This window comes from Microbulbifer thermotolerans (assembly GCF_900112305.1).
Lineage (GTDB): Bacteria > Pseudomonadota > Gammaproteobacteria > Pseudomonadales > Cellvibrionaceae > Microbulbifer > Microbulbifer thermotolerans.
In genome coordinates this window covers 118,834-144,510 of sequence record NZ_FOKT01000007.1, presented here as the reverse complement: position 1 = coordinate 144,510, position 25,677 = coordinate 118,834, and the positions used below count along the sequence as shown (strand labels likewise).

General features: G+C 57.8%; 26 protein-coding genes and 2 tRNA genes. 5 read left to right on the top strand and 23 right to left on the bottom strand.

Features of this window, described 5'->3' with window-relative positions:
• The first annotated feature begins 77 nt into the window (after positions 1–77).
• Positions 78–767 carry a TetR/AcrR family transcriptional regulator gene (locus tag BM155_RS12635; protein ID WP_139223259.1) on the top strand — a complete coding sequence of 230 codons (690 nt, stop codon included), beginning with the start codon at positions 78–80 and terminating at the stop codon, positions 765–767.
• A 184-nt stretch (positions 768–951) separates the two neighbouring features.
• Here BM155_RS12635 and BM155_RS12630 read toward each other — a convergent pair whose 3' ends face one another.
• Positions 952–2,073: a PepSY-associated TM helix domain-containing protein gene (locus tag BM155_RS12630; RefSeq protein ID WP_074903502.1), complete on the bottom strand. Its 1,122-nt coding sequence runs from the start codon at positions 2,071–2,073 to the stop codon at positions 952–954.
• A gap of 81 nt (positions 2,074–2,154) precedes the next feature.
• Positions 2,155–4,269, bottom strand: a complete 2,115-nt coding sequence (locus BM155_RS12625) for a TonB-dependent siderophore receptor (protein ID WP_139223258.1) — start codon at positions 4,267–4,269, stop codon at positions 2,155–2,157.
• 163 nt (positions 4,270–4,432) lie between these two features.
• Between BM155_RS12625 and BM155_RS12620 the strand changes: the two genes are divergently transcribed.
• Positions 4,433–4,675 (top strand): HP1242/YdcH family protein, encoded by a 243-nt coding sequence (locus BM155_RS12620; protein WP_067151544.1) that lies wholly within the window; start codon positions 4,433–4,435, stop codon positions 4,673–4,675.
• A gap of 183 nt (positions 4,676–4,858) precedes the next feature.
• Here the strand turns inward: BM155_RS12620 and BM155_RS12615 are convergent, their stop codons facing one another.
• Positions 4,859–6,919: a S9 family peptidase gene (locus BM155_RS12615; RefSeq protein ID WP_254773187.1), complete on the bottom strand. Its 2,061-nt coding sequence runs from the start codon at positions 6,917–6,919 to the stop codon at positions 4,859–4,861.
• Positions 6,920–7,382: 463 nt separating this feature from the next.
• On the opposite strand from BM155_RS12615, the gene BM155_RS12610 reads away from it, so the two are divergent.
• A complete protein-coding gene (locus BM155_RS12610) occupies positions 7,383–7,805 on the top strand; it encodes a hypothetical protein (RefSeq protein ID WP_067151538.1) in 423 nt (140 codons plus the stop codon).
• Between the two features lie 23 nt (positions 7,806–7,828).
• Here the strand turns inward: BM155_RS12610 and fghA are convergent, their stop codons facing one another.
• Together fghA and BM155_RS12600 are read right to left on the bottom strand one after the other, a co-directional pair.
• Positions 7,829–8,680, bottom strand: a complete 852-nt coding sequence (gene fghA, locus BM155_RS12605) for an S-formylglutathione hydrolase (protein ID WP_074903498.1) — start codon at positions 8,678–8,680, stop codon at positions 7,829–7,831.
• Between the two features lie 233 nt (positions 8,681–8,913).
• Positions 8,914–9,927: an AraC family transcriptional regulator gene (locus tag BM155_RS12600; protein ID WP_074903496.1), complete on the bottom strand. Its 1,014-nt coding sequence runs from the start codon at positions 9,925–9,927 to the stop codon at positions 8,914–8,916.
• A gap of 158 nt (positions 9,928–10,085) precedes the next feature.
• Here BM155_RS12600 and BM155_RS12595 point away from each other — a divergent pair, with 158 nt between their 5' ends.
• Positions 10,086–10,472, top strand: a complete 387-nt coding sequence (locus BM155_RS12595) for a hypothetical protein (protein WP_074903494.1) — start codon at positions 10,086–10,088, stop codon at positions 10,470–10,472.
• 190 nt (positions 10,473–10,662) lie between these two features.
• Here BM155_RS12595 and BM155_RS12590 read toward each other — a convergent pair whose 3' ends face one another.
• The 3 genes from BM155_RS12590 to BM155_RS12580 all read right to left on the bottom strand — a co-directional run bounded on the left by BM155_RS12590 (position 10,663) and on the right by BM155_RS12580 (position 13,254).
• Positions 10,663–11,766, bottom strand: coding sequence for a phosphoribosylaminoimidazolesuccinocarboxamide synthase (locus BM155_RS12590; RefSeq protein ID WP_067151527.1), 1,104 nt, complete (start codon positions 11,764–11,766; stop codon positions 10,663–10,665).
• Positions 11,767–11,860: 94 nt separating this feature from the next.
• Entirely contained in the window at positions 11,861–12,973 is a 1,113-nt protein-coding gene (locus tag BM155_RS12585) for an AI-2E family transporter (protein WP_067151524.1), read from the bottom strand.
• An 11-nt stretch (positions 12,974–12,984) separates the two neighbouring features.
• Positions 12,985–13,254 (bottom strand): sulfurtransferase TusA family protein, encoded by a 270-nt coding sequence (locus tag BM155_RS12580; protein ID WP_067151521.1) that lies wholly within the window; start codon positions 13,252–13,254, stop codon positions 12,985–12,987.
• A gap of 224 nt (positions 13,255–13,478) precedes the next feature.
• Here BM155_RS12580 and BM155_RS12575 point away from each other — a divergent pair, with 224 nt between their 5' ends.
• Positions 13,479–14,969, top strand: coding sequence for a M48 family metalloprotease (locus BM155_RS12575; protein ID WP_074903491.1), 1,491 nt, complete (start codon positions 13,479–13,481; stop codon positions 14,967–14,969).
• 65 nt (positions 14,970–15,034) lie between these two features.
• Here the strand turns inward: BM155_RS12575 and nadA are convergent, their stop codons facing one another.
• From nadA to ruvC, 15 genes are all read right to left on the bottom strand, one after another.
• Entirely contained in the window at positions 15,035–16,093 is a 1,059-nt protein-coding gene (gene nadA, locus BM155_RS12570) for a quinolinate synthase NadA (RefSeq protein ID WP_067151515.1), read from the bottom strand.
• 136 nt (positions 16,094–16,229) lie between these two features.
• Positions 16,230–16,305: transfer RNA gene (locus tag BM155_RS12565), tRNA-Lys, on the bottom strand.
• Between the two features lie 75 nt (positions 16,306–16,380).
• Positions 16,381–16,456: transfer RNA gene (locus BM155_RS12560), tRNA-Lys, on the bottom strand.
• A gap of 186 nt (positions 16,457–16,642) precedes the next feature.
• Complete coding sequence (queC, locus tag BM155_RS12555; RefSeq protein WP_067151513.1) at positions 16,643–17,320, bottom strand: 7-cyano-7-deazaguanine synthase QueC; 678 nt, start codon at positions 17,318–17,320, stop codon at positions 16,643–16,645.
• A 37-nt stretch (positions 17,321–17,357) separates the two neighbouring features.
• A complete protein-coding gene (queE, locus tag BM155_RS12550) occupies positions 17,358–18,017 on the bottom strand; it encodes a 7-carboxy-7-deazaguanine synthase QueE (RefSeq protein WP_067157375.1) in 660 nt (219 codons plus the stop codon).
• A 102-nt stretch (positions 18,018–18,119) separates the two neighbouring features.
• Positions 18,120–18,974, bottom strand: a complete 855-nt coding sequence (gene ybgF / locus BM155_RS12545) for a tol-pal system protein YbgF (RefSeq protein ID WP_074903489.1) — start codon at positions 18,972–18,974, stop codon at positions 18,120–18,122.
• 16 nt (positions 18,975–18,990) lie between these two features.
• The gene (locus BM155_RS12540; protein WP_067151507.1) at positions 18,991–19,470 is read right to left on the bottom strand and encodes an OmpA family protein; all 480 of its coding nucleotides are present in this window, start codon (positions 19,468–19,470) and stop codon (positions 18,991–18,993) included.
• Between the two features lie 109 nt (positions 19,471–19,579).
• Positions 19,580–20,875 carry a Tol-Pal system beta propeller repeat protein TolB gene (gene tolB, locus BM155_RS12535; protein WP_407939290.1) on the bottom strand — a complete coding sequence of 432 codons (1,296 nt, stop codon included), beginning with the start codon at positions 20,873–20,875 and terminating at the stop codon, positions 19,580–19,582.
• Entirely contained in the window at positions 20,875–21,639 is a 765-nt protein-coding gene (gene tolA, locus BM155_RS12530) for a cell envelope integrity protein TolA (RefSeq protein WP_067151498.1), read from the bottom strand. The genes tolB and tolA overlap by 1 nt, the downstream gene beginning before the upstream one ends.
• A 6-nt stretch (positions 21,640–21,645) precedes the next feature.
• On the bottom strand, positions 21,646–22,077 hold the full coding sequence (gene tolR, locus BM155_RS12525; protein WP_067151496.1) for a protein TolR: 432 nt from the start codon (positions 22,075–22,077) through the stop codon (positions 21,646–21,648).
• 16 nt (positions 22,078–22,093) lie between these two features.
• Positions 22,094–22,783, bottom strand: coding sequence for a protein TolQ (gene tolQ / locus BM155_RS12520; protein WP_067151494.1), 690 nt, complete (start codon positions 22,781–22,783; stop codon positions 22,094–22,096).
• Positions 22,784–22,786: 3 nt separating this feature from the next.
• Positions 22,787–23,191, bottom strand: coding sequence for a tol-pal system-associated acyl-CoA thioesterase (gene ybgC / locus BM155_RS12515; protein WP_067151492.1), 405 nt, complete (start codon positions 23,189–23,191; stop codon positions 22,787–22,789).
• Between the two features lie 43 nt (positions 23,192–23,234).
• Entirely contained in the window at positions 23,235–24,254 is a 1,020-nt protein-coding gene (gene ruvB / locus BM155_RS12510) for a Holliday junction branch migration DNA helicase RuvB (RefSeq protein WP_067157372.1), read from the bottom strand.
• 119 nt (positions 24,255–24,373) lie between these two features.
• A complete protein-coding gene (gene ruvA, locus BM155_RS12505) occupies positions 24,374–24,982 on the bottom strand; it encodes a Holliday junction branch migration protein RuvA (RefSeq protein ID WP_067151489.1) in 609 nt (202 codons plus the stop codon).
• Between the two features lie 48 nt (positions 24,983–25,030).
• Positions 25,031–25,561 carry a crossover junction endodeoxyribonuclease RuvC gene (ruvC, locus tag BM155_RS12500; protein WP_175487797.1) on the bottom strand — a complete coding sequence of 177 codons (531 nt, stop codon included), beginning with the start codon at positions 25,559–25,561 and terminating at the stop codon, positions 25,031–25,033.
• Between the last annotated feature and the right edge of the window lie 116 nt (positions 25,562–25,677).

Sequence of the window (25,677 nt, the reverse complement as noted above, 5' to 3'; positions counted from 1 at the left end):
ATGACAACTAATTTACACGGATGTGAAACGCTCAGCAGGCCACTCGCCTGCGGGCGTCCGTCAAGGGCGAAATAACATTGAACGAAATCGATCGGCGCTCAATGAAACGCGACACCACGAGGCCCCGCAAACCGCAGCGTAAAAACGGTCGCGAAAAGTACGAAAAACTGCTCGATGCATTGGAAACTCTGATCGTCGAACAGGACTCCTGCGAAATCACCCTCGCGAATCTCAGCCAGATGGCCGGCGTTCCCGCCGCATCGGTCTACCACTTTTTCCCCAGTGTGGACGCCAGTCTGACCGCCTTGGCTGAACGTCACTATAAGACCTTCAGTGAGGCCCTGGACAAGCACCCCCAACTGGGTCCGGCGGAAAGCTGGCAGGATCTGTTATTCGAGCTGTGCGATCTGGTCCGCTCTTACTACGAAATAAATCTACCAGCGTTGAAGGTGCATTTCGGTCCGCAATCCAACTGGGCCCTGCGCAATCTTCAGGCGGAAAATAATCTGCGCCTGGCGGATTCACTGCTCAAACGCATCTCGCAGGAATTCGAGCTGCCGGCCTCCCAGGATTGGCGAGAGAGATTCCTGCTGGCGATCACCATCAACGACTCCTTTTGGGCGCTTTCCTATTCCCGCTTCGGGTGTATTACCGAGGAGATCGCCGCGGAAGGCAAACGCGCCGCCGCTGCATATCTGAAGATGTATTTGGGCGAGCTGCTGGCGCGACGCCAGACCCGTACGCGACTGGCGATGACGCCGGCATAGAGAAGCGGGGCAGCGCTGATTGATTGGCTCGCCTAGCGCAAGCCCCCGCCAGTCTGGCGAGAAGCCCAGATAACGAGAAAGGCATTTCGAAACCGCCGGATACAGGGACGCATCCGGCGGTTTCGAAATGCCTTTCTTTTGCCCGTCATGTCAGCGGGAGACTCCCCCCTATTGCGAACAGTTTCTAGGCCACCAACTCTTGCAAGCGCTTGTTGCGCCTCTTCATACGCGCATTGTGGCGCTTTTCCCTCCGGCGGTACCAGATATAGCCTCCCGTTACCGCAAGCAATAGCGGAGCCAGCCCGATCACGCACCAAAGTACGCGACTCGCCAAGCCGGCAAAATCACCAAAATGCAAACGGCGGTAACTGTCGATGATTTTGGCCCCCACCCCCGCTTCGCGGATATCAAAAGCGCCAATCAACTCACCGGAATTGGCATCGTAAGTGACACTGCTCGCATACTGGCTGAGCAGGGGGTTGTCTGTGTGTACATCCCCCCAGAAGGTGATATTGACTCCCGGTTCCCAGGGCAGCGAGATATAGGTGGCTTCGAACCCCTGTACCTGCTGCTGCGCCGCATCCTGCAGCGCCTGCAGGGAAAGGTCGTCACTATACAAGCGAGACTGCATCACATGGTGCTCCGCACCGTCGGCATGCTCTGCTATCTCGTGGGCAAAGTGGCTGATATTCCACCAGGCTCCGGTAAATCCCACAATCAACAATACTGGCGAGGCGATAACACCGACCATTTTGTGCAGGTCGCTGAAGTAAACAATCAGGCGGGATTTCCAGCGCAGGGTGAAAAAGTTTTTCCAAAATCTGCGGTGCAATATCAAGCCAGTGATCCCCAATAGACACAGCAGCACAGAAAAAATACTGGTCAACAACAGGCCCGGGTCATCCAGCAGCAGGGTGTAGTGAAGATCGAGCAGCCAGTCGGTGAAATAATGCGTCAGCCCGCGCGGTTCAGCCAGTATTGCACCTGAATACTGGTTCAAAAGCGCGTAGGACCATTCGCTGCTACCGCGCTGTATCAGATATACCTGGTCCGCACGTCCGGGGTCCTGAAACAGGTGCCAACCGACCACTTCATAGTCAGGAAAGCTCTGGTTGACATTGGCAAGTAGCCTGTCCAGTGACAAGCGTTCGCCAGCATCGGTGTCTACCCGCACCTTTTCCGCCATCAGCAGCGTGTCTATTTCGTGCTTAAAAACCAGAATACTGCCACTCACACAGATCACCAGCAGCGGCAAAAAAGCGGCCAAAGCCATCCAGCTGTGCAATTTGAATAAAATTTTATTCATGGGAAGTCAGAATCCGGAAAAACAAAAAAGGATGGCGGGGCCTATCAACCCACCATCCCAAAGCGCGCATACCATTTGCTATCAGTAACGCCAGCTGACCGATGCGCTGAAATTGCGCGGAGCGGCGTAAAAGGCCTGGTCCCAATAGAGACTGCTGATATATTTTTCGTCGGTCAGATTATTGGCATTCAGGGAGATTTCCAGGTTTTTATTGACCCGGTAGCTGGCAAAGGCACGGACTGTCGCGTAAGCATCCTGCTGCACGGTATATCCATCGCTGGTCGTGCGTTCTATATCGTCCTGCCAATTAAGCCCCGCCCCTAACTTCAAATTTTCCATCACTTGTGGCCTATAGCTGGCGAAGAGACGCACCATTTGTTGCGGGATATAAGCCCGGTCTAACTCACCATTTTGATCATCGATTTCCACATAGGCGTAGCTGAAATCCACTTGAAGTCCAGGGGCCAGCTGACCGCTCAGGGCCAGGTCGAACCCCTCGCTATCGTAATCCACGCCTTCGTACACCTGCACCGGCCCACCAGTCAACGGATCGGTAACCTCGCCGGCAGACTCGGCCACGTTTTTCTGCTCCGTTTGATAGTAGGCAATACTGGCCTGCAATTTTCCGTCGAAGAATTCCCCCTTGGCGCCCACCTCATTGTTAACACCTTCGGTCGGGTCCATATAAGTCAGATCTGCGGTCAGATCGTCCTGAGGCATAAATGTCTCAGTGCGGCTGATATAGAGCGAGTAATTATCACCGATGCGGTAGATCAAACCCGCGTAGGGCAGTACCTTGCCGGACTCCTCTGTGACCTTGCTGGTACCATATCCTTCGCCAACGCTTTTCCAATCCACAACACGGGCACCACCGATCAAAGACAGGTTGTCCATCAGATGGACACGGGTAGCGGCGAAATAGGCGCTCTGTTTATCCTCAAAATCACTTCCGCTGGGGTTGTCATCGAAGACCGGGCGCGCAATACCGGAACCGTCCCACTGACTGAAGTCGCCAATGGCGGGAAAGCCGAGTTCGCCGTCGTACAGGGAAAGCTCCTCAACACTGCCTTTGGCCCAGTTGTAGCCGAACAGCAGATCGTGTTCGCGCCCGGCAAAGCTGTAGCTGCCGGATACGCGCAGATCGAATTGATCCCGGGTTTCATCCAGTGTGTAGGCACTCGGATAACCGTAGAGTCCCTCCTCTGTTTCCGGGTCCGGAGTCCCGAACATATACAACAGCTCGCTGTCACCCTCGATTTCCGCATGGGTGTAGTAAGCCTTTGCCTCCCAGCCGTTGGCAAAGGTGTGCTTCAGCTCCGCGAAGACATCGGCTTCGGTGTTGTCCCAGTAGGCCCAGTCCGCCGAGGTGGTGGTGGATACGTTGTAGTCCGTGGGCGTGCCATCGGTGTAGTGCATAGGCAAGGCACCCCACAGCGGGCTGTCCGCATTGCTGGTCTGATAGCTGGATCCCAGTGTCAGCACGGTGGACTGACCGAGATCCTTTTCCACTACCCCGTAGATGAGGGTTTTATCCATCGCGTAATCGTCGAGATAGGATTCCCTCTCCTCCTTGGCGACAACCAAACGGCCGCGCAGGCCCTCGGTCAGAGTGCCAGAAGCGTCCGCCTCCAGGCGCGCCTTGTCCCATGAGCCGGCCACGGCGTCGATAGACAACTGAAAGTCTTCTGTGGGGCGCTTACGTACCATATTAACGGTGGCGGAGGGGTTGCCGGCACCGGACATCAGGCCGCTGGCGCCACGTACGATTTCAACGCGGTCATACAACGCCATATCGGTTTCGCCATCCAGATTACCGTAAGTGGCCGGAACGCCGACACCATCCACCTGGAAGTTGGTGACATCGAAACCGCGCGAACTGTAGTAAGTGCGGTCTGTTTCAACGCTCTCCACCTGGATACCGGGCACCGCGAGCAGGGCGTCATTGAGGCTGTTGAGCTCGAAGTCGTCCAGCTGTGTCCGGTTGATAACGGAAACGGACTGAGGTGTCTCCAGACTGGAAAGCCCCAAACCAGTGGCAGTGTCCATTTCCCCTGTCAGATAAGATTCGGAGACCTCACCTGTCACTTCCACGGTTTCGATCGCCTGATCCTCCTGGGCCAGGGTTCCGGTGTGAGTCAGGCTGAGCGCTATCGCCAGCAATGTGGGTTGTGCAGATAAACCAATTTTGCAAGCCACTATTCGTTTCCCCAGTCAATTTTGGGCGCATCATAGTGACCATCAAAGCTAAATGCAAGTCATTATCATTTAGCTTTTATTAATTGTCCGCTAAGCCACCGCCCTCGCGGCACACTAAAATAGAAGCGCGGAAAGCCCACTTGCACAAACGGGAGATAGCGATATGCCAATAACCGCCCACACCTTAGAAAACGACTTTCCCGAATATGAAGAGAGCATTAGAAGACTGAAATCTGAGGACTTAACGTTTCTGAGCGAGAGCCGGGAATACGAGCGTTTGGACAAGGAAATCCGCGGCCTTCAAGACAGCGGCATCGGAACCGACGACGAACATTACAACAGTCTCAAAAAGCAGCGCGCCTACCTCAAACAGCACCTTTATCACCGCATCGCAAATTGCGACTGACCCGTGCGGCACCTCCGGGAAGGCGCTGCAAAGCCCGGGCGCCAGTTTGCAAGCTGGCGCCCGAGCAGAGGGGTACAGCGTTTTTACCCTAGCGACTCTCAGCAATACACATAGCACGCGATCCCGCCAGGCATAAGCGCCACCGCTCTTACGATGGCACTTTTCTACAGACGAGGCTGGAACTTATCCGCGCGACTTCAGATGGCGGTCAAAGAATCGCGCAATCATCGTGTACATATGGATGCGCGTCGGCTTACCGCGCAGGCTGTGTTTTTTGCCCGGATAAGTCATCAGCTCAAACTGCTTGCCTTTATCCTGCATTGTCTTGATCAGTCTGGTGGTGTTGGTAAAGAGGACATTGTCATCCGCCATACCATGGTAGATCAGCAGCGGGCCTTTAAGACCATCCACATAGGGAAATACCGAAGAGGCCTGGTATTCTTCTCCATCGGTATTCGGATTACCCATATAGCGCTCGGTGTAATGGGTGTCGTAAAGGGTCCAATCGGTTACCGGCGCTCCGGACACGCCCGCCTTGAAGTAATCGCCGGCCTTGAACATGGTCATCAACGCCATATAGCCACCATAGCTGTGACCGTAAACGCCGATATTGTCACCATCCACATAGGACAATGAACGCAGGAATTTCACCCCGGCAACCTGGTCATCCACTTCCACGGTTCCCATGCGTTTGTAAATGGGATTTTCAAAAGCGGTACCGCGGTGGGCTGAGCCCCTGTTATCCAGGGTAAAGACCACATACCCCTGCTGCGCCATATACTGATTAAATTCCCTATCCCAGCTATTGGTCACCAGCTGCGCATGGGGACCACCGTAAAGAAATACCAGAACAGGGTATTTTTTCTTGGCGTCGAAGCCCGCCGGTTTGTACAGGCGGTAATAGAGCTGGTGCCCCTCCGGCGCTTTGAAACTGCCGAACTCCGGAACTATCCAGTCCTTTTTGTAGGGATACAGCGGGTGGCCTTTTACCACCGCGTTCTCCTCCAGCCAGGTTATCCGTTCACCATCGGCACGGTGTAGGCTGACCTGGGGTGGTGTCGTAATGCTGGAGAATTTGTCGATATAGCCGGAAGCGTCCTTGGCAAATGCAATGCCGTGCATGCCGGCGCGCCGGGAAACTCTGCGCACGCCCTCTTTGCCGTTCAAGTCCACCGCGTAGAGATGACGCTCCAGCGGCGTATCCTTGCGGCCAGTGAAATACAGCAGCGCTCTCTCTTCATCCACCGCCGAGAGCTCATCCACGGCCCAGTCGCCTTCAGTGAGCTGCCGCAACAGTTTGCCCTTCAGATCGTAGAGATAGAGGTGCTTGTAGCCGTCGCGCTCAGAGGACCAGATAAAGCTGTCACTGTCTTTGAGAAAGTGCAGATCGTCGTGCAGATTGACCCAGGTATCGCTGGTTTCCGTAAGCAGTTTGCGGGTTTTACCGCTGGTGAGGTCATACAAGCGCAGTTCCAGTTTCTGCTGACTTCTGTTCTGCCATTGATAACTGAGCAAATCATCCCGCGCCCAGTCCACTCTGGGGATGTAGATATCCTCTTCTTTTCCCAGGTCTAACCAACGTGTTTTACCGGTATCGATATCGAGAAGGCCCAACTGGATTTTCACATTGGGGCGGCCTGCGGCCGGGTAGCGCTGCCGGATCATCTCGATGCGGTCCGCGTAGATCTCGCTGCGCACCACTTCATCCACCGGTGATTCGTCCACCCGCAAGTAGGCAATATGGCGTTCGTCCGGAGACCACCAATAGCCGGTCATGCGGTCCATTTCCTCCTGGGCGACAAATTCGGCCATGCCGTTTTTGATCGCTCCCCCGCCATCGCGGGTCAGTTGCCGCTCGCGACCGGTTTGCAGATCGACGATAAAAATATTCTGATCCCGGATAAAGGAAACATAGCGACCTTTTGGCGATACCCGCACATCGGTTTCAAATGCCTCTGTCTCTGTCAGGCGCTTCGCTGTGCCCCTTTCAAGATCGTAGTAGTACACATCGCCGGCGAGTGGGAACAGCAGGGACTTTCCGTTCTCTGACCAGGTGTACTCCATAATGCCGCTGCCGTAGATGCGCTGGCGCTCACGGCGCGCCTTCTCTTCATCGGACAGCTGCTCCTCTCCCTTGTGCAGGGAATCCGAATTCACCAGTATGCGGCTTTTGCCATCGGCGATGTTGTATTCCCACAGGTCGTAACGGTTGTAGTCCTCCTCGCGCCCTTTCAGAAAAGTCACGCGACTGCCATCCGGAGAATATTCGAGTGCCCGGGGCGAAGTACCGCTCAAGGCCGGATCAGAAAATATTCTTTCGATTGTAAGGGTTTCTCCAAAACATAGTCCGGAGAAAACACAACCGAACAATACAAATAGCCCTTTCTTCATATTGCGACTCTTATCGATGGTGTTTTATAGAGAGGGGCCAAAAAGCCTCTGATGCATTTACCCCAAAGCGTAAAAAACATGGCCAGGGTATATGCAAAAAATCCGAAGCTCCTCAGGCGACTGTTTGGGATTCTACGGCGCAGCCTCGACACAGCAAGTGGCATGGCGAAGATGCTGGATCGACGTTGCATTCTGTTGTGAAAGAGGATGGCATCGCGAAATGAATCCGGTTAACAGTTATTTACCTATCTTAACCCAACCAATTCGTTTCCCGTGGTCTTATCCTCACTGCAACAGAAAAGGTGAGAACCCAACGATGAAACGCTATATTCTGCTGGCGGCGGCCACTCTGGCGGCCGGTTGTAGCTCCACACCGGAAAAGCCACCGGTCTTCTCTGAGTCCCTGATTACCCATATCTCCGATCAGGGCAACCGCTTCTTTACCTACAAGGCTCAGCTGAGTGCGGATCAGGAGGGCGGCATGGGCGGTGGCCGCCGCGGAGGCAGAGGCGGAGGCCCGGGCGGTGGCATGGGCGGCGGACCGGGCGGTGGTGCCGGAGGCAAAGGCGGCGGCACTATGGCAAAGATGCGCGATAATACCCAGGAGGCTGCAATGGAACGCATGGAGGAACTTCTCGCGGAAACCGACTACTGCCCCAACGGCTGGTTTATCATCGAGAAGACCTTCGACCGCGGCTCCGCTGAAATCCGCGGTGAGTGCCGGGCTGCGTCCGGCTGATCAATACACACAGCGTGCGTTTATCAGCGATTCCTCAGCAGGTAATCTGCGTGAAAACGCAGGTGCTGTTCAATGAAGCAGGAGACGAAGAAGTAGCTGTGATCATAGCCAGCGTGGTATTCCATTGTTAGCGGATAACCACTTGCCTCGGCTGCGGCCTCCAGTGCGTGGGGCTTCAACTGTTCTTCCAGGTAGGGGTCCGATTCCCCCTGGGAGACCAGCACCGGCAACTTCCCGGGCGCCCGACGCAGCAGGTCGGCCGCATCGTAATCCTTCCAGCTGGACCTGTCGGCTCCCAGATAAGCATTGAACGCTTTCTCGCCCCAGGGGCAAGCCATCGGATTGCTAATGGGACTGAAAACAGAAATGGAAGTGTAACTCTGCGGATTGCGCAGCCCGATTACCAGGGCACCGTGGCCACCCATGGAGTGCCCGGCAATGCCCCTGCGCCCGCTGACGGGAAAGTTCCGTTCAATCAACGCCGGCAGCTCGTGCACAATATAGTCGTACATCCGGTAGTGCGCGCTCCAAGGTGCCTGTGTGGCATTCAGATAAAAACCGGCCCCCTGCCCCAAAGCGAAATCCGGATCGTCAGGCACCTGCCCACCCCGCGGACTGGTGTCCGGAATCACCAGTGCAATCCCGAGTTCCGCCGCAGCTCTTTGCGCCCCCGCTTTCACACTGAAGTTTTCGTCGGTGCAGGTGAGACCCGACAGCCAGTAGACCGCGGGGAAACGATGCCCTTTCTCCACTTCCGCCGCCTGCGGCAGAAAAATGGAAAAACGCATTTTGCAGTCGAGCACTTCCGACTGATGCGCAAACTGCTGTTGCAGGCCGTCGAAACATTTGGTGCTATTTAACCGTTCCAGATTCATAGTGTTACCCGTAGAGGTTCAGGCTGCGGTGGCGCTCGCCCCAGGACCTGGGGTCGAAGACGCTGTTAATGGATTGCGAAGGCATCGGGCGGGAATGAACGGACCCGGTCGGGAGTCACCGGCATTCCAAACCGCGGCGGCCCAGCAGCTGCTATTGGGTCGCTTTTACAAGAAGCTCTTGTTTCGCGTGAATCGCCAGCATAAACCGGTGCTATTGCCCGGAACAGCGAGTATTAGTCCTTTTCACGCTGCTTTTTACGCCACTGCAAGGGCGAAAGGCCATGTGCGGTGCGGAATGCCTTGGAAAATGCGCTGATTTCCGTGTATCCGAGCACGGCGGAGAGCAAATTGATGTCAATGTTGGAGGCGCACAAGTGCCAGCGTGCTGTCTCCATACGGGCATCCTGCAGCAACTGCTTGAAACCGGTGCCCTCTTGTTGCAGGTGCCGCTGCAGCGTCCGCGACGGTATACCGATCAGGCGGGAGATCTGCGTCAAGCTGTGACGCTGCGCACCCAACGTCTGCAATATCAACGCACGTACCTGCGCGGCCAGGCTTCCCCGGTGCTTTTCCAATAGCTGCTGCGTGAACTCATCGAAGTACCGCTCGAGACTGTCCCCCGGTGTGCGCAGTGGCCGCTGCATGATGTCCGCGCTGAACACTAGGCAATCGTGGGGCTGGCCAAACTGAGGCTCTATGTGGAAGAAGTCCCGGTATTGCTGCATCGTGGACACCGGCCCCTGCCGGAAGTGTACCTGCAGCGGACGAATGTCCTCTCCCGCCAGATCCCGGATCAGCCGATACCCAGCCCCCAGGGACAGATCCCTGTATTGCGCCGCGGCTGGCGTATCACGGAAGTGGTCAAAGCGCCGTGCCAACACGCGGCCCCTCTCCACGCGGATACGCCAGTGCTCCGCCTGGTTATGCAGAGCCATATAGCGCTGCGTCACCGCCAATGCCCTGCGCAGATCCACACAATCGAGCACCAGCTTGCCCAGTGCACCGAGAATACGCACGCCCTGCATATTCGCCAAGCGCAGACCAAAATCGCTGCACTCCAGCTCTTCGGCGCAGAGATTCAACAGATTTGTCAGGGTTGCAATGGGGATCAAGAGATCCGGGCGGCGCATGCAGTCTGCCGGCAGCCCCACCCGTGCCAAGAGTGCGGCCGGGTCGCCGCCGAGACGCGGCACCAGCAGCGTAAACCCCGCCAGGGCACCGCTGCGGATCTCGTAGGTGGGCTCCATTCAAAACTCTTTGAAACAATTAACCTGCGGGCGATAGGACGCAGATCATACCGATATCGACAGCGGTATGACAGCATCCGCATCCCCAACCTGCACAGAAAATTGGCCCGGAACTTGCTGGACTCAATGCACAAACGTCATAAAAGGGGGAGGGAATCGTGGCCAACAACCACTGGTTGATGAACTCGGAAGTACTGACCTTATTGCGCAAGCTGCGCAAACGCCTGAAAGCCGAATTTGGTATTACTCTGCAATTTGCGGACTACGGATTCGAAGCTCAGCTGGCCCGGGCACGGGACAAAACTATCGACAGCGAAACCCGGCAGATGATCAGTGCGCTGGAGGCCCGCAGGGGCGCCCCCTTCACCACTGGAGAGGAAGCGCCACCGCGCCTGTACCGCGGCCACCCAATATTGCAGGAAGAGCCCCGCAAACGGGATATCTACGAACTCATCTATGGCGAGACACTGGCCGAACACTGTGCGGCCGGACAGATGGGTACGACGAAGAAAATCTACCGCGGTCAGCGGCTGGGGAACCACTGATTAGCACCCGTTGACACCGAGACCATGCAGGCGCTCCAACATGATCATAGAGCCTTCGGAAAAGTGTGAGCACTTGCCTGCAACTCTGCCGGATACTTCCATGTATCCGGCGGTTTCAAAATACCCACCCCGTCACCTGACTTGCTCATGCGGGAATGAAACACCCCCATAAGCTGGGCGATCAGAAGGTCTAATCGATCAGGCCATAGTGGTCGCGCAGTATCGCGATCAGTTCCGCTTTGGGATTTTCAGAGATCTCCAACTTTTTGCCGGTAATTTTTTCCGCGATGTCCACATAAGTTGCAGACACATCCATCAACATGGCCGCGGGCAATTCGTTGTCGCGAGCCAGGGCCTGGCGCTCGGGCATACGGTCTTTGTTGAGCAGGATATCCGGGTCCGGGAAGTGGTTGAGCAACGCCTGGCGAAAACCCTCTTTGGATTTTTCCACCACTTTGCCGTTGCGGTACTGTTCACCGTCCCAAATACGGGAAGAGTCCGGCGTTCCCACCTCATCCATATAGATCAGCTTTTCCCTGCCCTCAGCGTCGGTTACATAGCCGAATTCGAATTTGGTGTCGACGAAGATCTGATCCAGCTTCTCCAGCTCTGCGGAAATCACATCAAACCCTTCTTTCAAGAGCTGCTCGTAAAGATCGATATCGCTCTTGGAACGGAAGTTGAAGGCCGCAAAGTTCTCCTCGATATTGGTGCGGGTAATGTTCACATCATCCGCCTCCGGCACGCCGGGAATACCCTTGAGTATGCCTTTGGTGGATGGCGTGATCAGCAGTTCCGGCAGTTTCTGATCCTTCTGTAGGCCATCGGGAATTTCTATGCCGCAGAAAGTGCGCTCGCCTTTTTGGTAGGCGCGCCACATGGAACCGGTGATGTACTGGCGGGCGATGGCCTCGATCATAACCGGGCGCGCCTTTTGCACAATCCACACCAGTGGATGGGGAATATCCAGAATATGGCTGTCCGCCAGACCGCGCTCCTTGAACAACTGGAACCAGTGGTTGGAGATGGCATTCAACGCCGCGCCCTTGCCGGGCACACCGCGCATGCCGCCTTCACCCGTCCAGATGCAGTCGAAAGCAGAGATGCGGTCGGAAATCACCATGACCGCGAGGGGGGCATCCGGCGCAACCGCGTAGCCCTTCTCTTCGATCAGGCGGCGGCTGTCTTTTTCAGTCAGCCAGTAGACCGAGCGGACTTTGCCGCTGTGAACAGGTTTGTCGGTGCGGATCGGCAGATCGTCGTTGACCGCCAGTACTTTGTCGGCAAGGCTCATGGGGCATTCCTATTCGGGATGGGCCAAAAAGAAGCGCGGGATTTTAGCAAAAGCCCCGAGGTGCGGGACAGAGGAGCGCGTCAAATGGCGTTTTTCAGGACTGCTGCTGTTCATCACTGTCCAGTTCCGCGCTCTCCCTTGCCTGCCACTCAGCCTGGTGATCCGCTGTCGGCCAGGCATTTATAATCGCCTTGAGCAGGGTCGCCAGCGGTATGGCAAAAAAGACGCCCCAGAAGCCCCAAATGCCACCAAAAAAGAGAACTGCAAGGATAATAGCCACCGGGTGCAGATTGACCGCCTCGGAAAACAGAAGTGGCACCAACACATTGCCATCAAGAAGCTGAATAACACCGTAGGCGAGCATCAAATAAAAGAACTCACTGCTCCACCCCCACTGGAAAAGGCCGATAGCCGCCACCGGAATAGTCACCACCGCGGCGCCGATATAGGGAATAAGAACGCTGAGCCCTACGGCCACCGCCAGCAACAGCGCATAGTTGACGCCGAGAAGCAGGAATGCGGCGTAGCTGACCACCGCCACAATGCCAATCTCGATCACCTTGCCGCGCACATAGTTGGCCACCTGGTCGTTCATCTCGTGCCAGATCTGGCGCAGCATCGGCCGCTCACTGGGTAAAAAAGACACACACCAGCGGATCAGCTTGTCCGAATCCTTCAAAAAGAAAAACACGAGAATGGGCACGACTACCGCGTAGATCAGCAAGCCGGCCAGTATCGGTAGATTGGTCAGGGAAAAGGTCAACAGCGTCTGGCCGACGGTACCCAGCTCACTACCCAGAGTGTTGAAAAGCTCATCGATCTGCTCTGCGGTAACAAGGCGGGGGTAGCGTTCCGGCAACAACAACAGCAGCTCCTGCCCCTGGTCAATCATATTAGGCAGCTCAGCGAACAGCCGCACCGACTGGCGCCATATGATCGGCAAAACCACCAGAAACAGCCCGACAATAGTGCCCACCAGCACCAGACAGGCGATACTCACCGCGAGCCAATGGGGCACCTTCCAGGATTTCAGCCGCTGCACCATTCCCTGCATCAGAAATGCAATCACCAGTGCCGCCAGTACCGGAGCCAGCACCTGCCCCAGCGTGGCCATAGCCACCAGTGCCACCAGTAACAGCAACACCAGCAGAACCACCTCTTCCTGACCGAGATAGCGGTTTATCCAGTTTTTGACGATCGTCAGCATAGACACTCTCGTTATTTGCCGACACGCAGCCAGTAACAGTAGCCATCACTACGCCGCTCGGCCTTCACTAGCGGCACACCACTCAGCTGAGCGAAGCTGTGAAAGTCGCGCCAGGAGCCTTCATCGGTAGCCAGCACCCGCACCAGCGTTCCCACCGGGTGCTCGCGCAGAGCGCGGCGCATGGCCAGTAACGGCTGGGGACAGCGCAGGCCGCGGGCATCCACGGTCACTTCCCGCTCCCGCCCGGGGCGCGGCTTGTTTTCGGCGGGGGATACTGTCATTGGGTCTGCGGTCATAGAGATTGCAAAGTGCGGCGGATTATAGCGCGGATCCCGGATGGGAATCCCCACTCTCAGAGCAGTGTATTTATGGACGGGCTTCACGGTTCTTTGCAATGCGCTGCAGAACCTTTATCTGGGGGCCTGGTCAAAACCTCGACAGTTCGACAGGGTTGCGTATAGTGTTCCGCTATTATTCTTCAAAGCAAACTGAGCAGTAAGCAGCAATGATCGACATCCATACCGTTAATCGCCGCCCACTTCGGCAGCGCTTCAGCAATGGCTTGGCGGCGCTGGGAATGGGATTACTGCTCGGGGGAACTCCGCTCGCCGCGGCGACGGACGACGAGATCCGCCTTCCCGAACTAGGGGACAGCAGCAGTGCCCTGGTGTCCCGGGCGCGGGAGAAAGAACTCGGGCAGATGTGGCTGCGCATGTTCCGCAGCCAGGTGCGCACATCTAACGATGCTCTGCTGCAGCAGTATGTAGAAAGAACCCTCAAAAATCTGGCCGAATACGCCCCCCTGGAAGATAAATCCCTGGATGTGGTGGTGGTCTTGAATGACACCATGAACGCCTTTGCCGTGCCTGGTGGTGTCGTTGGCGTACACACGGGGCTGTTCCTGTTTGCCGAAAACGAAGACCAGTTCGCGTCTGTACTCGCCCACGAATTGGCGCACTTGAGTCAACGCCACTACGCCCGTTCTCTCGAAGCACAGCGCAACAGCACGATTCCCACCCTGGCCGGAATGCTCGGGGCTCTGGTGCTGGCTGCCACCGCCGGTGGCGACGCCGGCATCGCGGCCATGACCGCCACCCAGGCGGCGGCGCTGGACAACCAGCTGCGTTTCTCGCGCAAAAATGAGCAGGAGGCAGACAGAATTGGAATTGAAACGCTGGCCAAGGCGGGCATGGACCCAGAGGCCGCCGGCGAAATGTTCGAGCAAATGCTGAAGGCCACCCGCTACTATCAGCGCCCGCCGGAGTTTTTGCTCACGCACCCGGTGACCGAAAAGCGTATCGCCGACGCAAAATTGCGCGCCAGCCGCATGCCGGATGTCACCCCCCGCAACGGCCGCGACTACCACCTGATGCGAGCCCGCATCCGTGTAGCCGCTGAAGCTACACCGCAACAGGCCGTAAAGCGCTTTCAGGCAGAACTCAACGGTATCAACGACAACGAGGACGCAGCCCGCTACGGCCTGGCTCTTGCGCAGATCGCCGCCGGCAAGCCCGATTCAGCGCTGGACACACTGCAACCCCTGCTGGACAAAGAGCCGGACAAGGATGCTTTCGTTCTCGCGCGCGCCGATATCGACCTGGCCCGTCAGGACTACGCCAGCGCCACCAGCCGTCTGCAGCGGGCACTGAATAAAAACCCCGGCGATCACGCCCTGATCATGGGACTCGCCAACGCCCACTTCAAAGCCGGCAACTACTTGGCCGCGGAGCGTATCCTAGCCAAGCACAGTCGGGTGCGAAGAAAAGATCCGGCGGTCTGGTACCTACTCGCCGAGACCCACGGTCTGGCGGGAGACATTGTCGGGGTGCACGAAGCGAGAGCGGAGTACTATATTCTGAACGGCGTCTTCGACAAGGCACTGCAGCACCTGCGCCACGGTATCCGCCTGGCCAAGAATGACTACCAGACCCACGCAATTCTGGAACAGCGGATAAAGGATGTAATCAAAATGCAGGAGAAGGCAAAGGAGCTCTGAGTCCCACCGGATAAACCAAAAGAGCGGCCAGTGGCCGCTCTTTTACGATCCTCTGCGTGTCCGCCTTACGGCTTGCGAAAATCCAACATGCGCTGTAGCGGAATCATCGCGCGCCGGCCCAGTTCCGGGTCCACGAATATCTCGTTATCGCCGCGCTCCAACACCCCGCACAGGTTCTCCAGTGAATTCATCGCCATCCACGGACAGTTAGCACAGCTGCGACAGGTAGCGCCGGCACCGGCGGTGGGTGCGATGATGAGCTCCTTGTCCGGGCACTGCTGCTGCATTTTGTAGAAAATGCCTTGATCCGTGGCAACCACAAAGCGCTTCTCCGGCCGGGTTTTGGCGGCATTGATAATCTGAGAGGTCGAGCCCACCACATCCGCCAGCTCCACCACAGACGCGGGCGATTCCGGGTGTACCAACACTGCAGCATCCGGGTAGAGCGCTTTCAGGTCGAGTACCCCTTTGGCCTTAAACTCCTCGTGCACAATGCAGGAACCATCCCACAGCAGCACATCCGCCCCCGTCTCCCGCTGCACATAGCTGCCCAGGTGTTTGTCGGGTGCCCAGATAATCTTCTCGCCGCGGGAATCCAGGTAGTCCACCACATCCAGCGCAATACTGGATGTCACCACCCAATCGGCGCGCGCCTTGACCGCGGCGGAGGTATTTGCGTAGACCACGACAGTGCGATCCGGGTGTGCGTCGCAGAAAGCCGCGAACGCTTCGGGGGGACAGCCCAGATCCAGGGAGCAGGTGGCCTCCAAAGTCGGCATCAGCACCCGTTTGTTGGGAGTCAGAATCTTGGCGGTTTCCCCCATAAACTTCACCCCGGCGACAATCAGGGTGTCCGCCGGGTGCTGAGCGCCGAAACGCGCCATTTCCAGGGAATCGGAAACACAACCACCGGTCTCCTCCGCCAAGGCCTGAATCAGCGGGTCTGTGTAGTAGTGAGCCACCAGTACTGCATTCTGCTCCTTGAGCAGACGCTTAATGCGCTCGCGCCACAGTACTAATTCGTCCTCACTGTGATTGCGCACAGCCGGCTCCGCCAAGTGTGCCTGCACAAGGGCCCTGGGATCGGCATGGACGGACTCTGCGGGGGTGGATTTCTGGCTCATTACTCACTAACCACTGACGAAAAGCGCCATTATAGCGGTTTGAGGCCTGACTTTTGCACCACTTGGGAGAGAGGATCTCAGCGAACCCATCGAAAACGATATCGTCTATGCGAGAACTAGTAACGGGGAAGAAAGATGGTGGGTCGTGCTGGACTCGAACCAGCGACCAATTGGTTAAAAGCCAACTGCTCTACCAACTGAGCTAACGACCCGTTGAGGCTACAGGCTCGATTTCCAATCGGAGATCGAAGCTGAAAAAAGGCTGTCAGTGACAGGCCTTGGGAAAATGGTGGGTCGTGCTGGACTCGAACCAGCGACCAATTGGTTAAAAGCCAACTGCTCTACCAACTGAGCTAACGACCCTTGGCTACCTCGCTAAAGGAGCTGCGTATCTTACGGATCTATTTCCAAAACACAATACCTGGCAGCAAAAAATCCAGAGAATTTAAGGGGTTAGGGTCCGAATCGCGCGAGCCCCGGAAATATTTTCCCAATTGGCCACTCAGCGGAGGATAAACCGCAGTGTGCACAGCTCCGGCACAACGGGGCTCAGCCGGCGTAAACCGTGGGATCGGCCAGCCCCGCCTCTGCGAATCCAGCCGCGCGCAAGCGGCAGCTGTCACAGCGGCCGCAGGCCCCGCCGTCGGGCCGCGCCTGATAGCAGGACACCGTCAGACTGTAGTCCACACCGAGTTCAGTACCGCGGCGCACAATATCTGCCTTACTCATATGCATCAGCGGCGCGCGGATACGGAGCTTGTGCCCCTCTACCCCAGCGCGGGTGGCCAGATTGGCCATTTTCTCAAAGGAATCGATATATTCTGGACGGCAATCCGGATAGCCGGAGTAGTCCACCGCATTGACGCCAACGAATATATCCCGCGCTTCCAACACCTCCGCCCACCCCAGGGCAATGGACAGAAAAACGGTATTGCGCGCGGGGACGTAGGTCACCGGAATACCGCTGGTTTCCTCTTCCGGCACGGCAATATTGTCATCCGTCAGCGCCGAGCCGCCGATAGCGCGCAAGTCGAGCTTGACCACCTTGTGTTCGCGGGCTCCCAGATCCGCCGCCACCCGCTGTGCCGCCACCAATTCAGCGCTGTGGCGCTGGCCGTAATCGAACCCCAGGGCATAGCATTCGTAACCTTCGGCACGGGCCATAGCCAACACCGTGGCGGAATCCAGGCCGCCAGAAAGCAGGACTACGGCTTTTTTTGCGGTCATAACCTTCCTCGCTGAATCTGATCGCTGTATATCGGAACTATACGCCGGGGATATCCCCCCAAAGCAATTTGTGCAGCTGCAGCTGCATACGCACCGGCAGACCATCTTCGAGAATCCACTCGGCCAATTGGCGGGGCTGCAGCTGTTCGTAGCTGGGGGAAAAAAGCACTTCCCCCACCCGCTCGTGCAGACGGTACTGGTCCAGTGTGAACCTGGCCCACTCGTAATCTTTCCGGTCGCAGATTACGAACTTAATCTGATCGCCCCTGCCCAGAGCTTGAATGTTTTCCATACGGTTGCGCTGCTGCTCTCCGGAAGCCGGCGTCTTGAGGTCCACGACGCGGGATACCCGCTTATCCACCTGCTCCACCGGCATGGCGCCGCTCGTTTCCAGGGATACCCGGTAGCCGGCATCACAGAGAGCGCTCAGCAAAGGTAGGCAGTTAGGTTGCGCCAGCGGTTCGCCACCGGTGACACAGACGTAACGCGCCGGGTAACTGTCCACCTTTTGCAAGATTTGCTCCAAAGTCATACGTTCACCGCCGTAAAACGCGTACTCGGAGTCACAGTAGGTACAGCGCAGGGGGCAGCCGGTCAGGCGAACGAATACCGAGGGCAGGCCGGACTCCCGTGCCTCCCCTTGAAGGGAGTAGAAAATTTCACTGATGCGCAGTGATTCTGTAGAGAGATCGGGCATATTCACCACAGATAAAAAAAAACGCCCGGGCGGCTTATGCCACCCGGGCGCGGGATCATAGAGCTTTCGTGCTCAAAAAACCAGCGGAGGACCAGCTACTCGTCAGAAGTTCTCTTCCAGGTAGCGCTTTGCCAGGCCCGAGGCCCGGGCATCGCTCGCAGCCACCTGCTCTAAGAGTTCGCGGGCCTTTTCCTGTTCCCCCATCTGATGGTAGACGGTACCCAATTTGTAGCGCCCATCCCACACCTTGGTGGAATTCGGGTAGCCATCAAGTAGTGCGACAAACCACTGGCGCGCCTCTTCCAGGTTGCCCTGCACCAGCGCTATCTCGCCCAGCCAATAGTTGGCATTGGGCGCATACTTGCCGTTCGGGTAGTCCTTCAGCAGACGCTTGAACTCGGCACTGGCCCCGTCGTAGTCGCCGCTGCGGGCCAGACCAAAGCTCGCTTGGTAGCGGTCGTGCTCGTCCCCACTGGCCGCCACCGCCGGTGCGGGAGCGGCCGCGCCGGTACCTCCGGGGCTGTTTTCGGCGCCCTGATCCTCCGGCGGCTGCTCGGCAGGCTGAGTGCCCGCAAGACGGGCAATACGCCGGTCCAAATCCATATAGTCATTGGTGCGCTGTTGTTTCAGGCGCTTGACTTCATGGCGCAGTTCTTCCACCGCTCCGCGCAGCGTCTGAACTTCCTGCTGCAATACCTGCATCTGGTAGTAGGCATCAGCCTGGCTCCCAGCCTGCGCCTGACGCTGGGGGGGCACCGGCGCACGCGCCAACTGCGTATTACCGGAGATCGGCGCGGGGTAAGTGGCCACATCAGACGAGGATGAGTCCGGATACGCAGGCGCCGATTGCCGGTCACTGTCACTGGACAGGTCGACAATCGGCGCCTGGGAAAATACGGGCGATGCCGCAGCCAGCATGGCTGCGGCAATCGCAATACTTCTAATCGTTAAGGCCATTGGCATCCATTGGCGATTAGTTGATCTCTACACGACGGTTCATCGCACGGGCACTTTCACTGGAGCCGGGTACAGCCGGACGCTCTTCACCGTAGCTGATCACTTCCAGGTTAGCGGCATCTACCCCCTGCAGAACCAGGAAATCGCGCACGGCGTTGGCGCGGCGCTCACCCAGAGCCAGGTTGTATTCGCGAGTACCCAGCTCATCAGCGTGACCCTCGAGGCGCACCTGAGTGCTGGTTCCGCGCAGACGCTCGGCGTGCTGAATCAGCAAATCACGGGTCTCGGGTTTCAACAGGGACTGATCGAAGTCAAAGTAGACTACATTGTCCAGCGGTGCCACTGTTTCGGTAACAGGAGCTTCAACCACCGGCTCCGGAGTCTGGTCAACCACCTCCTGCTGCTGTCCGCTGGTTTCGGTATCGGTGCTGGAACAACCGCTCATTACCGCCAGAACAAAGGCCAGACCCAGGCCGGTTTTTACTGATTTCAACATAAGCTACTCCGCTTTTAGTGTTATCAAAAGATCCAGTAAGACGCTTGCTTATCGCACTACACGCCCGCCAAAACTGGTTTGGTGGGCAGTTTCTTCAACAAAGCAAAGATCAATCAAAGTAAGGCGACCACGCCGGCTCCCGCACGTCACCCCGCTGGGACGGCAGGCTGTACTTCACGCCGGCATCCAATGATACCGCCGCCAGAATACCTTTACTCCCCCGCTTGGTGGCGTACATCAGCATCGCACCGTTGGGCGCTACGCTGGGGGATTCATCCAGGGTCGTCTCTGTGAGGACACGCATTCTGCCGGTATTGATATCCATCGTCGCAATCGTGAACACCCCCCTGCTGCGATGTACCATTACCAGCGTTTTCCCGTCGGGAGACACACGCGGCCGAGCGTTATAGTCACCGTCGAAGGTTAAGCGGTCTACTTGACCAGTGGCAAGAGTCAATTGGTAAATTTGTGGCTTACCTCCCCTATCCGAAGTGAACACCAGCGATTTGCCGTCTGGCATCCAATTCGGCTCGGTATCAATGGCGAAGTGCCGGGTCATACGGGTGAACTTGCCGCTAATCAAATCCAGGACATAAATCTCCGGATTGCCGTCCTTGGAGAGGACCATGGCCATTTTGGTTCCATCCGGAGACCAACTGGGAGAACTGTTGAGTCCTTTGAAGTTGGTCAATTGCTGACGCGCGCCAGTGCGCAGGTTTTCCCGGAAGATAGCCGGGCGCCCGGTTTCAAAAGAGACATAGGCTACCTCTTGGCCATTCGGCGACCACATGGGCGACATCACCGGTGCGTTGAAGCGTCGGATCTCACGCGCCCGCGCGCCGTCGATATCCGCCCGCATCAGTGCGTAGCTGGGCCGTCCGCCGCGGGTCTGCTCCAGCACATAGATCATTTCCGTGGAGAAGGCGCCGCGGATACCGGTAATCGCCTCGAAGATTTCATCCGCCGCGCGGTGGGCGATATCCCTCAGCTGCTGGCTGCCGCCACTGACCTGCTTGGTGAACATCTTGTTCTGGCCGAAGATATTCACCAAATCAAAGGTGAGCAGGTAGCCCTGCGCCTGGGGCTCTATGCGGCCGGTTACCACATATTCCGTACCCAATATGCGCCAATCGCGGAAAATCACCTCTTCCGGTGTCTTGGGAAAGGACAGCATGTCCTCCTGGGGCACCGGTGCGAAGAGGCCGCTGCGGCGCAGGTCCGCGGAAATAATGCCGGATACATCCTCAGGCAAGACACCGCTGCCGGACCAGTTAAAAGGTGACACCGCGATCGGGGTCGGGTCCTGGCTTCCGCGGGTAATTTCCACCACCAGCTGCGCCTGAGCAACGGCAGCGAACAGCCAGCTGGTAACGGCACAGGTCAACATCAAGGTCAGTCTTCTCATCATTGGCGCAAGCCTTCGACTCTGAATATCAATTGTGTTGTGCGTATCTGGCGCTCGAATAGCGCCGGTTCCTCCCGGGCCACCTCAGCGACCTCGGGGAATACTTCCACTTTGCGCACCGCGGTGAGCACCGCGCGGTCCAGAGCGGCGTTGCCACTGCTCTTGACGATATTAGCGGCGACCACACGACCAGTGGGCACAAAGTTAATTTTCACTTCCGTCACCATCCCATTGCGCGCGCTGGGGGGCCAGCTGAGCACCGATTCGATGCGCTGCTGGATCGCCTGGGCCACGGACATCACTGCCTGGGTGTCCTCGCGCGCTTCGAGCAGCTCTTCCTCTTCCTCGAGCGCCTCTTCAAAAGCGCTCTGGCGCTCGCGCTCCAACTGTTCACGGCGCTCTTTTTCCTTGCGCTCCCGTTCCTTGCGCTCTTTTTCGCGCTGGGCCTCCTCGGCCTTCTTCTTGCGCTCGGCCTCTTCCTTTTTCTTGCGCTCCAGAGCTGCGCGGCGCTTCTTCTCCGCTTCTGCTTTGCGCTGGCGTTCCAGTTCCCGCTGGCGGCGCTGCTCGCGCAGATCCACCTTGGGCGGCGCGGCCTTTTTCGGTGTCAACGCCTCCGCGCTGATCAGCTTGGCCTGCACAAATTGCGGCATCGGCTTGCGCTCGGGTTCCCTGGCTTCCCAGCCGAAGCTGAGCACCGCAATCAGCAGCCCGTGGAAGAGCAAGCTGATGACAACCGGTAGAAAATAGGAGCTGGCGTTATTCATGCAGTCCTATTCCTGCGGCGGCTCGGTCACCAGGCCCACGCTGGGGGCGCCGGCCTGCTGCAAGTGGGTCATGGCGCTGACGATCAAACCGTATTTCGCGTCCGTATCCCCCCACACAAGTACTGGCGTGTCGGGTTTTTGACGCAAAACCTTAGCCACGGTTTCCTTGATCTCCGCCAGCGGCTTGGGGGCCTTTTCATCTTCCCCCAGATTTAAATAGTAGGTGCCGTCGGCGCGCACAGATACGATCAAAGGTTCCTCGTCGGTGTCCTCAATGGGCGCCGAGGGGGCGTCCGGCAAATCCACTTTGACGCCCTGCATCAGCAGGGGTGCGGTGACCATGAAGACGATCAGCAGTACCAGCATCACGTCTATGTAGGGCACGACATTGATCTCGGAGACCAGTTTGCGCTTGCCGCCCTTGCGAAAAACACTCATGGGTTCGCCTATCCGCTCAGCTTGCGTGCACTTTGCGGTGCAGGATCGAGGAGAACTCCTCGGCAAAGGTCTCGTAACTGGACAGCAACCATTCTGCCTTGGCCGAGTAGCGGTTATACGCCATTACCGCGGGGATGGCCGCGAACAGGCCCATGGCTGTGGCCACCAGGGCCTCGGAAATCCCGGGCGCGACCGTGGCAATAGTGGCCTGGTGCATGGTGGCCAGGCCGCGGAAGGAATTCATAATGCCCCAAACGGTACCGAAGAGACCGATATAGGGACTCACCGAGCCGACAGTCGCCAAAAACGGCAGGTTCATCTCCACTTTCTCCTGTTCCCGCGACATGGCAACCCGCATGGCCCGCTCGGTGCCCTCCATCACCGCTTCGGGGCTGCTTCGCCCCTGCTGCCGCAACCGGGTGAACTCGGTGAAGCCGGCACGGAACAGGGATTCTACGCCGTCGGTCCTGCCGCGTTCAGCGCGGGCATTGCCTTCGCGGAAGAGCTGATTTAGGTCCGCGCCGGACCAGAATCGGCGCTCGAAAGTAGTCAGTGCTTTTTTCGCGCGGGAGAGGTAGAGCCCGCGCTGGATAATCATTACCCAGGAAACCACCGAGGCCAGCAACAGAAGCAACATCACCAGTTGCACCAGCAGGCTGGCATTCTGTATCAGCCCCCAGAGGGAAAGTTGTTCACCGGCGTTCATCTTTTAAATAGCTGCCTTTAATGCTGAATAAATGGGTTCGGGAAGCGCACAGGGCTTGCGGGTGTCATCCGATACGCAAGCGACTTTGACCACACCCTCGCAAATAATTTCATCGTCGCGCCAGATTTTCTGTTCGAAGGTCACCGCGGCGCGCCCCAGTTTGCCAATCGCTGCCGTGGCCCGCAACGTGTCGTCCAGGCGCGCCGAGCGCCGGTACTGTATTTCCGCAGAGTGCACCACCAGTAACAGCCCCCGCTCAGGCATGGCCGGCTTATCATAGCCGAGGGAGCGGACCAGTTCTGTGCGCGCGCGCTCCATATACTTCAGATAATTGACGTAGTAAACGATTCCACCCGCATCCGTGTCTTCGATATAAACGCGGATGGGGATACTAAAAGCTTCTTTCACCCCTATTCCTTACAAAATACTGATTGCACCGAAGAGCCACTCTTTATTTGCTGGCCGGCTTGGGAATTCCAAAATGCTCATAGGCAAGCCCGGTTACCACCCGTCCGCGTGGTGTGCGGGCAATATAGCCCTGCTGAATCAAATAGGGCTCGAGCACGTCCTCAATGGTATCCCGCTCTTCACTGACTGCCGCGGCCAGGCTGTCGATCCCCACTGGCCCCCCGTCGAACTTCTCGATCATGGCCAGCAGCATGCGCCGGTCGAGCTGATCGAACCCCCGCGCGTCCACGTTGAGCATATTCAGAGCGGCGTCGGCAATGGCGGCATCGACACTGCCGTCACCCTTCACCTCGGCGTAGTCCCGCACCCGGCGCAGCAAGCGGTTGGCAATACGCGGCGTGCCGCGGGCGCGGCGCGCGACTTCGAGTGCGCCGCCCTTATTAATTTCCACGCCCATTAGTCCAGCGGAGCGCTGCACAATGCTGGTCAGGTCTTCGACGCTGTAGAACTCCAGCCGCTGTACGATACCGAAACGATCCCGCAGCGGCGAGGTGAGCAGCCCCGCGCGGGTGGTTGCTCCCACCAGAGTGAAGGGCGGCAGGTCCAACTTAATTGAACGCGCGGCCGGCCCCTCGCCGATCATAATATCCAGCTGATAGTCCTCCATCGCCGGATAGAGCACCTCTTCCACATGGGGACTGAGGCGGTGTATCTCGTCGATAAAAAGTACGTCGCCGGGTTCCAGGTTGGTCATCAGCGCAGCCAGATCCCCCGCCTTTTCCAGCACCGGGCCGGAAGTGGTCTTGATGGCCACCCCCATCTCGGCGGCAATGATGTTGGCGAGCGTCGTCTTTCCAAGGCCCGGCGGGCCGAACACCAGGGTGTGGTCCAGGGCTTCACCGCGCAATTTGGCGGCCTGAATGAAGATTTCCATCTGCTCCCGTACCACCGGCTGGCCGACATAGTCCGCCAGCGTCTTGGGGCGCACAGCGCGGTCGTACTGCTCTTCCTGGCCGGCAGGCCCTAGAGGTTCGGGAGTAATGAGGCGGTCGGCGTGAATCACGGCAACCTCCCCGGCCACGGGCGCCAATGCAAACGCGACCGCCTGCAATTCTTCCCCCGACACACTGCTTCACTTGGCATTTCGCTGTCACCTTTGCGCATGATTGCCACGGATTTCCATTACGCCGGCGCGATACTTTTCAGCGCCAGGCGAATGAGGGTGGCGCTGTCTGCATCCGGCTGCGCCTTGCTTGCGCGGGCCACCATCTTGGAGGCTTCGGTTGGTTTGTAGCCGAGCGCGGCGAGGGCGCTCTCCGCCTCGGCAAGGTGATCGACTTTCGGCGCGGCCGCGGCCATCAGCGGTATATCGTTGACCTCCCCTGGGTGCGGCGCCAGCTTGTCTCGCAGTTCGACAATCAAGCGCTCCGCAGTCTTCTTACCCACGCCGGGCACTTTGACCAAGGCGGCCACATTGTCCTCCGCCACACAGCGGGAAAGAGCGGCGGCATCGAGGCCAGACAAGATCGCCAGGGCCATCTTCGGCCCCACACCGTTGACTTTGATCAGCGTCCGAAACAACTGGCGGTCCGCTTCGCGGAGAAAGCCATACAGAGTTTGAGCGGTTTCCGAGACCGCCAGATGGGTGTGCAACTGGACCTGTTGTCCCTGTGGGGGCAGTTCGAAAACAGTGGTCATAGGCGCGAGCACTTCATAGCCCACCCCCTGTACATCCACCAGTAGCAGTGGCGGTTGCACTGCGGCCAGAGTGCCGCTCAGTCTTCCTATCATTCGCTTCTCACTCCGAGGCAAGGGCACTGCCATCCGCCCCGCGTCTGTCTATCGAATCGTTAATCTACCGCGGCGGAAGCTGGTGCGGGCGCCGCCAGCGGTCTGAACCAAGGTCTGCATGGTATGCATATGGCAAAGCGCCACGGCCAGCGCATCGGCGGCGTCTTCTTGCGGCGCGGCCGGCAGTGACAACAGGGTTTTCACCATATGCTGCACCTGAAGCTTGTCCGCCGCCCCGGTGCCCACCACCGCCTGCTTCACTTTGCGCGCCTCGTACTCGGCCACCGGCAGACCCGCATTGGCGGCGGCAACAATAGCCGCGCCCCGCGCCTGCCCCAGCTTCAGGGCCGAACCGGCACTCTTGGACATAAACACGTTTTCAATCGCCATCTGTTCGGGCCGGTATTGCCCGGCGATCTGACTGACGGCATCGAAGATCAGTTTGAGGCGTTCCGGCAGCGCGCCGTCCGGTATCCGGATCACGCCGCTGGCGACGTAGACGGCCTTACCTCGCTGTATGTCGATCAAGCCGTAACCGGTTTTGCGCGAGCCGGGATCTATGCCCAGGATTCGGGTCAAGGGCAACTCCCTTGGTTTTGTCTATCTATTTCTATGGTGGCGGGAGTGTCCCAAGGTGGGGGGAAGGCGTCAAGGAAAGGGCGGGCACAAGGCCCGCCTGCAGCGCAGTAATCCGA